The 14,582-nt window shown below is 61.0% G+C and carries 17 protein-coding genes; 5 read left to right on the top strand and 12 right to left on the bottom strand.

Features of this window, described 5'->3' with window-relative positions; genetic code table 11:
- Positions 1-263 precede the first annotated feature (263 nt).
- Together ACQZ60_RS15400 and ACQZ60_RS15395 are read left to right on the top strand one after the other, a co-directional pair.
- Positions 264-1,700: an NAD-dependent succinate-semialdehyde dehydrogenase gene (locus ACQZ60_RS15400; protein WP_269829648.1), complete on the top strand. Its 1,437-nt coding sequence runs from the start codon at positions 264-266 to the stop codon at positions 1,698-1,700.
- A gap of 240 nt (positions 1,701-1,940) precedes the next feature.
- A complete protein-coding gene (locus ACQZ60_RS15395) occupies positions 1,941-3,038 on the top strand; it encodes a DNA alkylation repair protein (RefSeq protein ID WP_448735545.1) in 1,098 nt (365 codons plus the stop codon).
- A 7-nt stretch (positions 3,039-3,045) separates the two neighbouring features.
- On the opposite strand, the gene ACQZ60_RS15390 is transcribed toward ACQZ60_RS15395, so the two are convergent.
- From ACQZ60_RS15390 to ACQZ60_RS15370, 5 genes are all read right to left on the bottom strand, one after another.
- On the bottom strand, positions 3,046-4,071 hold the full coding sequence (locus ACQZ60_RS15390; RefSeq protein ID WP_448735544.1) for a sulfate/molybdate ABC transporter ATP-binding protein: 1,026 nt from the start codon (positions 4,069-4,071) through the stop codon (positions 3,046-3,048).
- Positions 4,072-4,076: 5 nt separating this feature from the next.
- Positions 4,077-4,964 carry a sulfate ABC transporter permease subunit CysW gene (gene cysW, locus ACQZ60_RS15385; RefSeq protein WP_059753564.1) on the bottom strand — a complete coding sequence of 296 codons (888 nt, stop codon included), beginning with the start codon at positions 4,962-4,964 and terminating at the stop codon, positions 4,077-4,079.
- Positions 4,965-4,967: 3 nt separating this feature from the next.
- Positions 4,968-5,789 (bottom strand): sulfate ABC transporter permease subunit CysT, encoded by an 822-nt coding sequence (gene cysT, locus ACQZ60_RS15380; protein ID WP_003522560.1) that lies wholly within the window; start codon positions 5,787-5,789, stop codon positions 4,968-4,970.
- A 74-nt stretch (positions 5,790-5,863) separates the two neighbouring features.
- Positions 5,864-6,850, bottom strand: a complete 987-nt coding sequence (gene cysP / locus ACQZ60_RS15375; protein WP_035264351.1) for a thiosulfate ABC transporter substrate-binding protein CysP — start codon at positions 6,848-6,850, stop codon at positions 5,864-5,866.
- 169 nt (positions 6,851-7,019) lie between these two features.
- Positions 7,020-8,090, bottom strand: a complete 1,071-nt coding sequence (locus ACQZ60_RS15370) for an enoyl-CoA hydratase/isomerase family protein (protein WP_448735543.1) — start codon at positions 8,088-8,090, stop codon at positions 7,020-7,022.
- 284 nt (positions 8,091-8,374) lie between these two features.
- Between ACQZ60_RS15370 and ACQZ60_RS15365 the strand changes: the two genes are divergently transcribed.
- Complete coding sequence (locus tag ACQZ60_RS15365; protein WP_448735542.1) at positions 8,375-8,632, top strand: DUF2934 domain-containing protein; 258 nt, start codon at positions 8,375-8,377, stop codon at positions 8,630-8,632.
- A gap of 66 nt (positions 8,633-8,698) precedes the next feature.
- Here the strand turns inward: ACQZ60_RS15365 and ACQZ60_RS15360 are convergent, their stop codons facing one another.
- Positions 8,699-9,463, bottom strand: a complete 765-nt coding sequence (locus ACQZ60_RS15360) for an SH3 domain-containing protein (RefSeq protein WP_031233675.1) — start codon at positions 9,461-9,463, stop codon at positions 8,699-8,701.
- A 257-nt stretch (positions 9,464-9,720) separates the two neighbouring features.
- Here ACQZ60_RS15360 and ubiG point away from each other — a divergent pair, with 257 nt between their 5' ends.
- Positions 9,721-10,473 (top strand): bifunctional 2-polyprenyl-6-hydroxyphenol methylase/3-demethylubiquinol 3-O-methyltransferase UbiG, encoded by a 753-nt coding sequence (gene ubiG, locus ACQZ60_RS15355; RefSeq protein ID WP_003522555.1) that lies wholly within the window; start codon positions 9,721-9,723, stop codon positions 10,471-10,473.
- 39 nt (positions 10,474-10,512) lie between these two features.
- Here the strand turns inward: ubiG and ACQZ60_RS15350 are convergent, their stop codons facing one another.
- From ACQZ60_RS15350 to ACQZ60_RS15335, 4 genes are read right to left on the bottom strand one after another with little or no spacing between them, the layout of a single operon-like run.
- Positions 10,513-10,941 (bottom strand): DUF1178 family protein, encoded by a 429-nt coding sequence (locus tag ACQZ60_RS15350; protein ID WP_003522554.1) that lies wholly within the window; start codon positions 10,939-10,941, stop codon positions 10,513-10,515.
- Entirely contained in the window at positions 10,938-11,798 is an 861-nt protein-coding gene (locus ACQZ60_RS15345; protein ID WP_448735541.1) for a carbon-nitrogen hydrolase family protein, read from the bottom strand. The genes ACQZ60_RS15350 and ACQZ60_RS15345 overlap by 4 nt, the downstream gene beginning before the upstream one ends.
- Before the next feature lie 32 nt (positions 11,799-11,830).
- Positions 11,831-12,085 carry a glutaredoxin 3 gene (gene grxC / locus ACQZ60_RS15340; protein WP_003522552.1) on the bottom strand — a complete coding sequence of 85 codons (255 nt, stop codon included), beginning with the start codon at positions 12,083-12,085 and terminating at the stop codon, positions 11,831-11,833.
- Between the two features lie 60 nt (positions 12,086-12,145).
- Complete coding sequence (locus ACQZ60_RS15335; RefSeq protein WP_448735540.1) at positions 12,146-12,937, bottom strand: ComF family protein; 792 nt, start codon at positions 12,935-12,937, stop codon at positions 12,146-12,148.
- A gap of 143 nt (positions 12,938-13,080) precedes the next feature.
- Between ACQZ60_RS15335 and ACQZ60_RS15330 the strand changes: the two genes are divergently transcribed.
- On the top strand, positions 13,081-13,962 hold the full coding sequence (locus tag ACQZ60_RS15330) for a class I SAM-dependent methyltransferase (protein ID WP_262531327.1): 882 nt from the start codon (positions 13,081-13,083) through the stop codon (positions 13,960-13,962).
- A 4-nt stretch (positions 13,963-13,966) separates the two neighbouring features.
- Here the strand turns inward: ACQZ60_RS15330 and ACQZ60_RS15325 are convergent, their stop codons facing one another.
- Both ACQZ60_RS15325 and ACQZ60_RS15320 read right to left on the bottom strand, forming a co-directional pair.
- Positions 13,967-14,170: a Flp family type IVb pilin gene (locus ACQZ60_RS15325; protein WP_448735555.1), complete on the bottom strand. Its 204-nt coding sequence runs from the start codon at positions 14,168-14,170 to the stop codon at positions 13,967-13,969.
- Between the two features lie 94 nt (positions 14,171-14,264).
- Positions 14,265-14,579, bottom strand: coding sequence for a hypothetical protein (locus ACQZ60_RS15320; RefSeq protein ID WP_003522548.1), 315 nt, complete (start codon positions 14,577-14,579; stop codon positions 14,265-14,267).
- Positions 14,580-14,582: the final 3 nt, after the last annotated feature.

The raw sequence follows: 14,582 nt of genomic DNA, 5'->3' as shown, positions 1-14,582 counted from the left end.
AATGACGAATGGCAAATTCTGCGTCACGGAAAAATCATGGCGATTGCCGGAGCGCGCGGTTGAAACATACCGCCCGGGCCTTAATATAAAGGCTGTCGTTTCCGTTTCCGACAATTCCAGAAGCCCCCGTCGGAAATATCCAGACACACGTTCCGCGCAGCGAAAGCCGCGATGCCGGATATCGTCCGGCCAGGAAAATTCTGTTCACGTCTCCGGGCCGGACGGCATTTCGCCGTATCGGCCGCATCATGAAGGTAGCCCCTATGCACACCTATCCCGACATCAAACTTCTCATTGATGGCGAATGGCGAGACGCCGTTTCCGGCAAGACGATCGCCGTGTCCGATCCGGCAACCGACGAGATCATCGGCGCGATTGCGCATGCCGAGAAGGAAGACCTCGATCTGGCGCTTGCCGCCGCCGAGCGCGGTTTCAAGGTGTGGCGCGACACCTCGCCCTTCGAGCGCTCGAAGATCATGCGCAGGGCGGCCGACCTCCTGCGCGAGCGCAAGGACAAGATCGCCTACATCATGACCCGCGAACAGGGCAAGCCGCTGGCGCAATCGGGCACCGAGGTCATGGGCGCCGCCGACACCATCGACTGGTTCGCGGAAGAAGCACGCCGCACCTATGGGCAGGTCATTCCGGCGCGCGCAACCGGCGTTTCTCAGCTTGCCATCAAGCTGCCGGTCGGTCCCGTCGCGGCGTTTACGCCGTGGAACTTCCCGATCAACCAGATCGTCCGCAAACTTTCCGCAGCGCTTGCCACCGGCTGCTCCATCATCGTCAAGGCGCCGGAGGAAACACCCGCATCGCCGGCCGAACTGATCCGCGCCTTCGTGGATGCCGGCGTGCCGGCGGGCGTCATCGGCCTCGTTTACGGCGTTCCATCCGAGATTTCGGAATATCTGATCCCGCATCCGGTTATCCGCAAGATTTCCTTCACCGGCTCTACTCCCATCGGCAAACATCTGGCCGCACTTGCCGGCAAGCACATGAAGCGCGCCACGATGGAGCTCGGCGGCCATGCGCCGGTGATGATCTTTAACGACGCCGATATCGACAAGGCAATCGAAGTCACCTCGCTCGCCAAGTTCCGCAATGCCGGTCAGGTCTGTGTCGCCCCCACCCGCTTCCTCGTGCAGGACGGCGTGGCCGACCGTTTCCTTGAAGGTTTCGTGGAAGCGACGAAGGCCATCAAGGTCGGCAACGGGCTGGAAGACGGCGTCATCATGGGACCGCTCGCCAATGAGCGCCGCATTCCGGCGCTGGAAGGCCTCATCAACGACGCCGTTTCCCATGGCGCAGAATTGAAGACCGGCGGCCGCCGCATCGGCAACAAGGGCAATTTCTTCGAGCCGACGGTTCTCGCCAATGTGCCGACCACCGCCAAAATCATGAATGACGAGCCCTTCGGCCCGGTCGCCATCATCAACCGCTTCTCGAGCTTCGATGACGCCATCACCGAGGCGAACCGCCTGCCCTTCGGGCTTGCATCCTACGCCTTCACCGGCTCGGTCAAAACCGCGCACGCGCTCGGTCAGCAGGTCGAGGCCGGCATGCTGACCATCAACCACAACGGCCTTGCGCTTCCGGAAGTCCCCTTCGGCGGCATCAAGGATTCCGGTTATGGCACGGAAGGCGGCTCGGAAGCGGTTCAGGCCTATCTGGAGACCAAATTCGTCAGCCAGATGAGCTGAGTTGCACAGAAACTTCTTCTCCCCGCCGGGGAGAAGATGCCCGAAGGGCAGATGAGGGGGCGAGCTCTCCGCATATCGCTACGCTCGCCCCCTCATCCCGCTGCCGCGACCTTCTCCCCCTCGGGGAGAAGGCGAAAGTCGCGCTCGCTCGATCCATTCTCACCTCCGATCGTTGCTCAGCCTTCTTGCGTATAGCCTCCTTCTGCCCTAAAAGAACAAAAAGTGAACCTTGAGGGCGATATGAGCGACGCGGCGGCACCGGCACTGAAGGAAATCTTCAACCGCGAGAAACTGCGGCATATCGCCGATGAGACCAAGGCCGTTCATCCGCCATTTGACGTTTCCGCCTTCATGGCGCTCGCCACCGAAAACCTCGAAGCGCTGGGCATCATGCAGCGCATGCGGCAGGTGGCGACGAGCCTGCATGCGACACTTCCCGGCGACTATGCCCGCAACATCGAAATCCTGACCGCCGCAGCGCCGGGCATCGGCAACGGTTTCGCCTCCATTTCGCTTCCGGAATATGTGGCGCTCTACGGCCTCGATGATTTCGATCTTTCCATGGAAGCGCTGCATTATTTCACCCGCTTCGGCTCCTCGGAATTCGCCATCCGTTATTTTCTGCAACAGGACTTAGGCGCCACCCTCGCCGTGATGGAAACGTGGTCACGGCACGAAAACGAACATGTGCGGCGGCTGGCGAGCGAAGGCTGCCGGCCCCGTCTGCCATGGTCGTTCCAGCTCAAACCTCTCATCGACGATCCCTCGCCGGTCACCGCAATCCTCGACACGATGAAAGCCGACGAGGCGCTTTATGTGCGCAAATCCGTCGCCAATCATCTGAACGATATCACCAAGGACAATCCCGCTTTCGTGCTGGCGCTGATCGATACATGGCCGAAGGACAATCCGCATACACGCTGGATCACGCGGCAGGCCCTGCGCACATTGATCAAGAAGGGCGATGCCGCCGCACTTGCCCATCTCGGCGCGCATGAGGAAGCGGAAATTTCCCTTGCGGCATTTCAGGTTACGCCGGACAAGGTTGCGCTCGGCAATCCGGTGCGGATTTCAGCCTCCTTCACTTCGACGGCGAAACGGCCGCAGAAACTGGTGATCGACTACGCCGTGCACTACGTGAAGAAGAGCGGCGACGCCTCCGCGAAAGTCTTCAAGTGGAAAGAGATCGAACTTAAGCCCGGCGAGACATGCGCGCTGTCGATCAGCCGCGCCATACGTGATTTCACGACCCGCAAACACTATCCCGGCATCCACAGGGTCGACCTGACGATCAACGGCAAGCTTGTGGCAGAAAGCGCCTTCGAGCTTCTGGGCTGATAGCGACTCACACCGCCGGGAAAATCTTCGCTCGGCGGATGATGACGGAACCGCGGTCTCCGGCGGCAACATCGTTTTCCGGCGGCACGTCGAATTCCAGGAGGTCGCCGCCATCGGTGCTGGCAATCACCCGGCGCTCGCCCGCCCGGTCGAGAACCCGCGCCACCAAGGCCGGAATGCCCTCATGCAGATCTTCCCACTCCAGATCGCCGGGGCGAGCGTAGATGTCCACCGCGCCATCGCCTTGAGCGTAGGAGAAAGGCAACTCGTTATCGCCGACATAGACCTTGCCGCCGCGCGCCACACCGGACACCCGGTTGGCATCGCCCAGAAAGCGCATGACGAAGGCGCTGTTCGGCTGGCGGCAGACCTCCTTCGGCGTGCCCTCCTGCACGATCTCGCCCTGATTGAGGATGACCACACGGTCGGCAAGATCGAGCGCCTCTTCCTGGTCATGCGTCACGAAAATCGTGGTGATGCCGAGCGAATCGTGAATCTCGCGCAGCCAGCGGCGCAGGTCGCGGCGCACATTGGCGTCCAGCGCCCCGAAGGGCTCATCGAGCAGAAGCACCTTCGGATCAACCGAAAGCGCACGCGCCAGCGCCACGCGCTGCCGCTGGCCACCGGAAATCTGCGCCGGGAAACGGTCGCCCAGGCCATCGAGCTTCACCAGCCGCAGAAGCTCTTCGACGCGGGCATCGATTGCCGCCTTGTCCCGCTTCACCTTCGAAACCTTCATGCCGAAAGCGATGTTTTGATGCAGGGTCATATGCGGAAAGAGCGCGTAATGCTGGAACACGAAACCGACGCCGCGATCACGCACCGGAATATTGGTGGCGTCCTCGTCGCCGAAAAAGATACGGCCGCCATCGCTATATTCGAGACCGGCGACCATGCGCAAAATCGTGGTCTTGCCGGAACCTGAGGGACCGAGCAGCGCCAGCAGTTCGCCGCTTTCGATATCCAGCGAAACATCGCGCACGGCGCGGAAGGTATCGAAGGTCTTCACCACATTTTCGAGGCGGATTTTCATGGGAATCAGGTCTCCGTGGCGATGGCGGCATCGCCGTTGGTCTTCTTGGCCCCGCGTCCGGCGCCGCGCCGTTCCAGAGCCACCTTGGCGATGATGGTGACGACGGCGAGGGTGGCGAGGATCGAGGCCGAGGCAAAAGCGCCGGCCGTCTGGTAATCGTGGTAAAGCAGCTCGATATGCAGCGGCAGCGTATTGGTCTGGCCGCGAATATTGCCCGATACGACCGATACCGCGCCGAACTCGCCCATCACGCGGGCGTTGCACAGCACGACGCCGTAAAGCAGCGCCCATTTGATATTCGGCAAGGTGACCGAAAAGAAGGTGCGCCAGCCGGAGGCGCCAAGCGACGTCGCCGCCTCCTCCAGATCGCGGCCCTGCGCCTGCATCAGCGGGATAAGTTCCCTCGCCACGAAAGGCGCGGTGACGAACATCGAGGCGATGACGATGCCGGGCAGCGCAAAAAGTATCTTGATGTCATGTGCATCGAGGAACGGGCCGAAAAGCCCCTGCAGCCCGTAAACGAAGAGATAGGCGACACCCGCGACGATCGGCGAGATGGAAAAGGGTATCTCGATCAGCACCAGCAGGAATCGTCGACCGGGGAAATCGAACTTGGTGATCGCCCATGCGGCCGCAACACCGAAGGCCGTATTGACCGGCACGGCGATCAGCGCCGTCAGCACCGTCAACATGATGGCGTGGCGGGTATCGGGATGGGTGATGGTGGCCGTATAGGCCTTCCAGCCCTGCGAAAAGGCCTCGACGCCGATGATGATAAGCGGCGCCAGGACCAACAGGGCGCCGATGACCAGCACAAAAGAAATCAGGCTGCGGCGAACGAGAGGCGAGTCGCCGACGCGTGGCGGTTTGCGATGTGAAGAAACGGCGCTCATCTCTCAGCCTCTCACCGTATAACGAAGCGCGCGCGCCTGCAGATAATTGGTTACCGCCAGCATAACGAAGGCGGTGATGAGCAGCACGGAGGCGATGGCGGCGGCGGCCTGATAGTCATATTCCTCCAGTCGGATGAAGATCAGCAGCGCCGTGATTTCCGTCGAAAACGGCTGATTGCCGGCGATGAAGATGATCGCCCCGAATTCACCGAGGCTGCGGGCGAAGGACAGCGACAGACCGGCGAGCAACGCCGGCGTCAACAGCGGCAGGATGATCTTGCGGAAAATTTCGAGATCGGAACCGCCAAGCGACTGCGCCGCTTCCTCAAGCGCCGGATCGAGGTCTTCCAGCACCGGCTGCACGGTCCGCACGATGAAAGGCAGGCTGGTAAAGGCCATCGCCACCATGATGCCAAGCGGCGTATAGGCCACCTTGATGCCGAATTGCGAAAGCACCGAGCCGAACCAGCCATTGCCCGCAAAAAGCGTCGTCAACGCAATGCCCGCAACGGCGGTCGGAAGCGCAAAAGGCAGATCGACGATGGCATCGACGATGCGCCAGCCGGGAAAGCGGTAACGCGTCAGCACCCAGGCGAGCGCCAGCCCGAAGATGACGTTGAACAGCGTGGCGGCCAGCGCGCAGAGCACGGTAACACGATAACTGGCCACGGCGCGCGGCGAGGAGATGATCGACCAATATTCGGCAGGGCCGAGGCTTGCCGCCTTGAACACCAATGCCGAGAGCGGCAGAAGCACAATGATGGCAACGTAAGTCAGGGTAACGCCAAGGGACAATTTCAGCCCCGGCAGAACATTGCGCTTCAAACCCCGCCCCCATTCATCAAAAAGCGACCCGGCGGTTTCCCGCCGGGTCTTTTACCTGTTGCGTATCGCTGTGATTAACGGCTGCCGTAAAGCGTATCAAGCGTCGCGCCGGATGCAAAATGCTCTTTCTGGATTTTGTCCCAGCCGCCGAAGACATCATCGACGTTGACGAGGCGAATGGCCGGGAACTTGTCCTTGAATTCGCCGACGACCTTTTCATTGTGGACGCGGTGGCCGAATTCGGCGGCGATGCGCTGGCCTTCCTCGGTATAGAGGAAGTCGAGATAGCTCTTCGCCAGATCGCGCGAGCCGCGCTTGTCGACGACCTTGTCCACCACGGCCACCGGGAATTCGGCCAGCAGGCTGACGGAGGGCACGACGCCTTCCACCTTGTCTGCGCCATATTGCTTGGCGATGCCGCGCGTCTCTGCTTCGAAGGTGATCAGCACGTCGCCGATTTCACGCTCAACGAAGGTGGTGGTGGCGGCACGGCCTCCCGTGTCGAACACCGGCGTATTGTCGAAGATTTTCTTGACGAATGCCTGAACCTTCGCGTCGTCGCCGTTGAACTTCTCCTTGGCGTAAGCCGTGGCGGCGAGATAGGTGTAACGGGCGTTACCCGAGGTCTTCGGATTGGGGAAAACGATCTTCACATCGTCGCGGGCAAGATCGTCCCAGTCCTTGATACCCTTGGGATTGCCGGCGCGCACGAGGAAGGACGGGAAGGAATAGAAGGGCGATGCGTCGTTCGCAAAATCCTTCTTCCAGTCGGCGGAAACGAAGCCCTGCTTCACCAGAAAATCGACATCGGTGACCTGATTGAAGGTGACGACATCGGCTTCCAGACCCTCGACGATGGCGCGCGCCTGCTTGGAGGTGCCGGCATGCGACTGGTCGACCGTGACGCCCGGATGCAGCTTGATGAACGCCTCGTTCTCGGCCGCGAAAACTTCGCGGGCGACATCGTAGGATGCGTTGAGAATGGTGGTCGGAGACTGCGCCTGCGCCGCACCTGCAAAAAGAGCGGCAATGGCAGTACCGATAATGAGAAGACGTTTCATGAATACCCCCGGCAATTCGAATGGTGCTCAACATAGCGGGCGGCGGCAACGCCCGCGAGAAACAGCCATGCTTTCCGGGCGCGCAGATTGGAAATTTCGCCCAAAGAATATCGACTCCAAAGGCGATGATTTCATATACGGCAAGAAGCCGGATTTCTTTTGCGTTGCCCTAAAGACGATGATCGGGAAACAGATTGCCGGAATGCGCGGCAAAATAAGGCGCAATGTCCTCCTCCCTCACCTCCTCCAGCCGTGCCGGTTGCCAGCGGGGATTGCGGTCCTTGTCGACCAGCGCCGCACGCACGCCTTCGTAAAAATCATGCTGGCGCAATATTTCCGTGCCGGCGGCAAATTCCCGCTCCAGGCATTCGATGAGGCTCGCGCTTTCCCGGCCGAGACGCAGCAGCCTCAGGGTCAGTTTCAGACTGGTGGGGGAGCGTTTTTGCAGGACCTTGAGGGTCTCGCGCGAAAACGCATCCTGGCGCGCCGAAAGCGCGGCGAAAATCTCCTCGACCGTGTCGAAACTGAATGTCGCGTCGATGATATCCCGATTTATGGATAAAACGCCTTCACCGGCCTCGACGGCGTGCGCCGCGATTACCGTCTCGATGCTGTCTGTATCCGCCGCTTGCGACAGATCTTGGACCAACCCCTCGAGACGGTCCGAAGGAACAAGATAGTCGGCAAAGCCGGCATAGATGGCATCGGCAGCAGTAACGGCATTGCCCGTCAATCCCAGCCAGGTGCCGCATTCGCTCGGCGCCCGTGGCAAAAGCCAGGAGCCGCCGACATCCGGGAAGTAACCGATGCCGGTTTCCGGCATGGCGAGTTTTGTGCGTTCCGTGACGATGCGGTGGCTGCCATGGGCTGAAATGCCGACACCGCCGCCCATGACGATGCCGTCCATCAGGGCGATGTAGGGTTTGCCGAAGCGGGCAATGCGATAGTTGAGCGGAAATTCTTCCCGCCAGAAATCAAGCACCTGCGGGTCGCCCGCCTTGCCGAGATCGTGAATGATGCGGACATCGCCCCCGGCGCAAAGCCCCCTGTCGCCTTCTCCGGTCAGCACCACACAGGAAACACCGGCATCCTCTTCGAAACGCTGAAGCGCCTGAAACAGGTCGCGCACCATCGGCAAGGTCAGGCTGTTGATGGCCTTCGGGCGGTTGAGGCGAATGATGCCTGCCCCTCCCCGTTTTTCGACGATGACCTGCGCATCCGCTTCCGTTCTCTGTTCCAAGACCGCCTCCTCCGCTGCCCATTCATCCGGCCATCTTGGCGGCCCTGGCGCGATCACGCAACGTTGATCTTGTTCTGCGGGAACGTCTTTCGCTCAAACCGCTTTAACGGGCAGAAAATGCCAGAAATCCGTTTTCGCAATGCAGCATGTTTGCTTGACGCCCGGAAAATCATGGCATGTAATGGGTTCTGGAAATGCCGGCATTGATTCCTGTCGAGCGTGTGCCGGACCAAAGCGGAATGTCGCCTTCTCATAGGCGCTGTAAACAGCAACGGGAGACGAGCATGCAGGTTTCGGAACACGAATGGATCAGTAAACGGGCATATACACTCTGGGAAAAGGAAGGCCACCCGCATGGGCGCGATGCGCACCATTGGGAACAGGCCAAGCATGAATTTTCGCTGCTGAAGACATCGGAAGCGACGAAACCCGCAACGCGCAAGAAGGCCGCTCCCAAGGCCGCTGCTGCAGAAGCCGCATCGGATGCGGAAGCCCCGGCAAAACCCAAGGCCCGAGTGCGCAAGGCTGCCGCCGCGAAGTAGCGGCTCGTAAAGCCAAGTTGAAGCCATAAATGAAAAAGCCCGACAATCATGCCGGGCTTTGTCCGTTTAGCGCGGGTCACAACCCGGATCGCCGATCCGGCAGCCATCGCGGAAATTTTCCGAAGCAGGCGCACGGCGCGGGTCATCCCACTGGCGACGCTCTGGGCGACGCTGGCCTTCATCCTGATTCTGCTGGCCATCGCGATTGCGGTCGCGGTTTTCATCTTCGAAGCGACGGCGGTCGTCGTCGCGGCGCGGCCTGTCCTGATTTCTGTCACCCTGGTTCCAGTCGCCGTAACGACGTTCCCAGCGCCCGTCATTCGGGCCACCACCCTGGCGGGGGTCACGCCACTCGTCACGCGGACGGGGGCGATCCCAGTCGGCGCGGGGCGGCGGAGGCGCGGCGTTCCAGTAACCGCCGGACGGCGGCGGACGGCGCCAGCGGTCGCGCTCGCGGTAGAAGTCGCGGTCGCGGTAATAGCGGTCCCAATAACGGCCGACTTCGAAGGTGATCACCGGCACGCCGAGATCGCGGTAATAACGCGGTTCGACATAGACCCGGTTTTGCCGGTAGGTCGTAGCGATATAACGCCCGGCCACCCAGCCGCGGCCGCCCACGAAGGAAACATCGCACCACGGCGTATCGGAAAGGCAGCCGTGCACGGTGAGCGGCGCACCATTCGGGATAACCACGACGGCCGGATAGGCCGTGCTCGGGCCGGAGCGCATATTCACATTCGCGGTGGCGAAACCCCGCGTCGCAGCTTCGGCAAGTGCCGGTGCGGCGAGCATGGCCACCAGCGCAATTGCGCCAAACAGTTTTTTCTTCACTTCTTTCTCCTCAAGCAAAGGCCCGCTTTGCCCTTGTCGGCATCCACCATGTTCGATGGACGAGTATGCGTTCCGCATACTGCCACGACCGGAAAATACGCGGTTCTGCATGAACGCAGCATGAAACAAATGAGGCATCCAATCAGTTCCACCTGCGGCAATCAGCGCCCGATAAATCGCCGCCGGAATGGACCGCCGGTCTTGACTTCGGGGGGCAATCATCCGACTTCAATGCAACAGCAATATGGAGCAGAACCATGAGCGAAACCGCACAGACGACCGTCGACCAGAGCGAAGTGGATCGCTTCTCCGCGATGGCTGCGGAGTGGTGGAGCCCGACCGGCAAGTTCCGCCCGCTGCACAAGTTCAATCCGGTACGGCTCGAATATATCCGCAACCGCATCTGCGAGAATTTCGGCCGCGACCCGAAGGCGCACCGCCCGCTGGAAGGGCTGCGCATATTGGATATCGGCTGCGGCGGCGGCCTTCTCTCCGAACCCGTTGCACGCATGGGCGCGGATGTGGTGGGCGCCGATCCCTCGGAAAAGAATATCGGCATCGCCTCCACCCATGCCCGCGAAAGCGGGGTCAGCGTCGACTACCGCGCCGTGACTGCCGAGCAGTTGCAGGAAGCCGGCGAAACCTTCGACGTCATCCTTAACATGGAGGTGGTCGAGCATGTGGCCAATGTCGATCTCTTCGTCACCACCTGCGCGAAAATGGTGCGCCCCGGCGGCCTGATGTTCGCCGCCACCATCAACCGCACGCTCAAAGCCCGGGCACTGGCGATCTTTGCCGCCGAAAACGTGCTGCGCTGGCTGCCGCGCGGCACGCACCAATATGAAAAGCTCGTTCGCCCGGAAGAGCTCGAGCGGCCGCTGGTGGCGAGCGGCATGGATATCATCCACCGCACCGGCGTCTTCTACAACGTGCTGCAGGATCGCTGGAATCTTTCGCCGGATATGGATGTCAACTACATGATGCTGGCGAAGCGGCCGGCGCAGGGGTAAACCCAGGACGCTATTTGCGTGAGGTCGTCCTAAAGAAATTCAGTTGACGTCGTCGGGCAGCACCGGCAGCGGCGCGATCTCGATACCCTCGTCCAGCAATGCCTTGGCGTCCTGCGCCGAGGCATTGCCGATGATGCCGCGCTCATCCGCTTCGCCATAGTGGATCTTGCGGGCTTCTTCCGGAAATTTATCGCCGACATCTTCCGCATTGGCGCGGATATTGGCAACGGCCTCGCGGATTTTCGCAAGCGCCTCTTTTCGGGCGGTATCCATGGCCAGCGTCTGGCGTTCGTCTTTCTTGCGGGCGGTGGAAACCGAAGGCGCCATCAACAGCTTGGAGACCTGCACGGAATTGCAGACCGGACAGGACAGGAAACCGCGCTGCAACTGATCGTCGAAATCGTCGCTGCCGGCAAACCAGCCTTCGAACTCATGGCCCTTTTCACAGGCCAGCGCATAACGGATCACGCCGCTTCACCTCCGGCAGGTTTCAGGGGAATAACCGTGTCCAGACCGAACTCGCGGGCATTGCGGAGATTGGGAATTTTTCCGCGCGCGGCAGCCACCAGCGAGGTATCGATCTCGGCGAAGATGATCTCTTCGCCAGCGCCGCCGGCAACGGCCAGAACCTTGCCCCATGGGTCGATGATGATGGAATGGCCGAAGGTCTCCCGCCCGTCCTCATGCACGCCAGCCTGCGCGGCGGCGATGACGAAAGCGCCGTTTTCGATGGCGCGGGCACGCAGCAGGATTTCCCAATGGGCCTCCCCCGTCTGTCGGGTGAAAGCCGCCGGAACGGTCAGAACCTCCGCACCTGCCAGCGCTTCCGCGCGGAAAAGCTGCGGGAAACGGACGTCATAGCAGATTGCGAAGCCGAATTTCCCCAGCGGAAGTTCGGCGATACGCGCCACTTCGCCGGGTTGATAGGCAGCGCTTTCACGCCAGCTTTCACCATTGTCGAGATCGACATCGAACATATGGATCTTGTCATAGCTGCAAATGCGCGAACCATCCGGCGCGAAGAGAAAACCGCGATTGGCAATCTTGCCATCCGGGCGGGCAATGGCCGTGGAGCCGACATGGACATGAATGCCGAGTTCGCGGGCAAGACAGGCGGCCGTCGCAACGATGATATCGCCATCGTCATCGCGCAGTTGCGCACGCAACGCCTGCCTGTCCTTCTGGATCGCGCCCGTCATTTCCGGGGTCTGCACGTAGACGGCGCCCTCGGCCGCAGCCGCACGCACCAGCCGTTCCATATCGGTGGCGTTTCTTGCCGGATCGACGCCGGAGCGCATCTGAATGGCGGCAGCCTTGAAACTCATCACATCCTCCATACCCGCAAGATCGCAGCCGATCAGGCGGCCAGTAGCGCATCCAGTTTACCGGCGCGCTCGAGCGCGTGCAGATCGTCGCAGCCGCCCACATGCTGGCCGTTGATGAAGATTTGCGGGAACGTCGTTCCTCCGGATTTCTCGATCATTTCCTGCCGGTATTCCGGCGTCGTCGTGGCGTTGTATTCGGCATAATCCACGCCCTTGCTGTCCAGCAGCGCCTTGGCGCGCGCGCAATAACCACAAAAATCCCGCGTATAGATCGTCACCGGTGCCATGTTCTCGAAGCCCTCGCAAACGTGCGGTAAAACGCACGATAAAGTCATGTCATTCAGGTTTCATATAGGCCCGGAAATGGCCATTGCAAAGGTCAAAACCGTCACATCCGCGGCACCGGCTTTGCGCAGGGCGCGGCTTGCCGCACCCACCGTCGCGCCGGTGGTATAGACGTCGTCCACCAGCACCACGCGCCTGCCATGGACATCGGTTTCCCGGCCGGGCGCAAGCGCGAAAGCGCCGCGCATATTGTCCCGCCGGGCGAGCGCGGAAAGCCCCACCTGCCGCTCTGTCGGCTTCACGCGCAGCAGCGTGCCGGCAAGCAAGGGCTTGCCGGAGGCCCTGGCCAGATGCCGCGCCAGCTCGGCGGATTGATTGAAACGGCGGCGCAGGAAACGGTTGCGATGCAATGGAACGGGCACGATGCAATCGCAGGCATCCACCGTTCCGTCACTTGCCCTCAGCATCCACAGCGCCATCAGGCGGGCGAGATCGGTCCGATCCTGATATTTCAGCCGGTGCACCAGCTTGCGGGCGGTTCCCTCATGGCTTGCGACGGCGCGCAGCCGGTCAAAAGGCGGCGGTTCGGCAATCGCCTGCGCGCTCACGAAACCGTCTCCGTGATCCCGCGCGAAGGGAATGCCCAGAACCTCGCAAAAAGGGCGGTCGACAAAGGCCACATCCCGCCAGCAATCCGCGCATAAGGCGCCCTCGCCGCCGGTCATGCGGGTGCAGCCCACGCAGGTTGGCGGGTAGACCATACGAAAGACCGCACGCCACATGTCTCCCGCCGCCGCCGGCACGGCCGCAGACTTCGACAGCAAACCCGAAAACAGACTTTCACCAGCACCCATGAGGTTGACTTTACCGCCGAACGGGTGCCTTTGCGAGAGCGATAGTTCCCTCCCGACACCGGGAAAACGATGCCCCAAGCGGCATGAGACCAACGATACGGCCCGCCGATCCCGAAGGCGTTTAAGGCCGAGCAGGCAAGACGATGGATATTCTCTTTGACCAGGCCCTGATCGAACAAAACCGTCGCCGGGCGTGGAACCGGCGCGACGACAAGGCCCTGTTTCTTCTCGATATGGCGGCCGAAGAGCTGGCCGACAGGCTTGCCATCGTCGAGCGCCAGTTCGAGACCGCAATCGAACTTCACGGCGGAACCGGCGTCACCGCCCGACGGCTGGCGGAAACCGGCAAGGTGGATACCATTCGCCGTATCGAAACCGAAAGCTCTTTTGCGACGGATGCGAATATTCCCGAAGCCGCTTCCATGGAGCATCTGCCGCTCGAGGAGGCCTCCGCCAACCTCATCGTTTCACCGCTTGCCCTGCATCTGACCAACGATACGCCCGGCGCGCTGATCCAGATCCGGCGGGCATTGAAACCGGACGGCCTGTTTCTCGGCGCCATTCCCGGCAGCGGCACCCTGCAGGAACTGCGCGACGTGCTGCTGACCGCCGAGGCGGAGCTGACCGGAGGCGCCAGCCCGCGTGTCATTCCCTTCGCCGATGTGCGCGATGTCGGCGCTCTTTTGCAGCGCGCCGGCTTTGCGCTCCCCGTGACCGATGCGGAAAGCTACACCGTGCGTTACGATTCGATTTTCCCGCTGATGCGCGACCTGCGCGCCATGGGCATGGCCAATCCGCTGGCAAGCCGCAGCAGAAAGCCGCTCAACCGCGCTTTTTTCCTGCGCGCGGCGGAGCTTTACGCCGAGCGATATTCCGATCCTGACGGGCGGATAAGGGCGACATTTTCCATCATCTATGTATCAGGCTGGGCGCCGCACGAAAGCCAGCAGAAACCGCTGAAACCCGGCTCCGCCAAGGTGCGGCTTGCCGATGCCTTAAAGACAACCGAGGTGAAGCTGTCCTGAGCGATCAGCCAAAAGGCTTCAACTCGACCAAAGTGTCTACGATGAATTGAAACACGGCATTGATATTGCTGCTGATGCTGCCTGCGCCAGCGATGAGGGCGGCGGAAATCAGCCCGATAATCAAGCCGTATTCAACCGCTGTCGCACCGTCTTCGTTTTTGCAAAAATTGATAAAAAAATGCAGCACAGGATATTCCCCATCCGCCATCCGGTGCGTTGCGACAACCGGCTTCTGCCCTGTTGAAATCAACTCTATCCTAGGTCGGCGATGTGAGGAATCCGTTACCTTTGATGGTAAACGATCAGCAACCGCTCTCGTTGCTATAACCCGTGACCACGCAGGGCATTTCCGGCATCGGCTGGGTGATGCTGCGACGGATGGAATAGGTCTTGCCCACATCGGTCTTCTTGATGGAGCCGGTGCTGATCATGTCGTAATTGTCGGGGAACTGCGCCACCCGCGTGGAGGATTTTCCGGCAAGCATGGGAGTGACGATGAGCGAGAGCGCGATAACCGCCGTGCCGAAAAGCAGCGCCACATTGAGCACGCCGGTGCGACGGGATTTGTCGGAATACAAGTGACGACCTTCCACCGTCTTCCAGAAATCCTCGTTCATGAC

This window comes from Agrobacterium sp. 22-223-1 (genome assembly GCF_053522385.1).
This window is presented reverse-complemented; position numbering and strand designations above follow the sequence as displayed.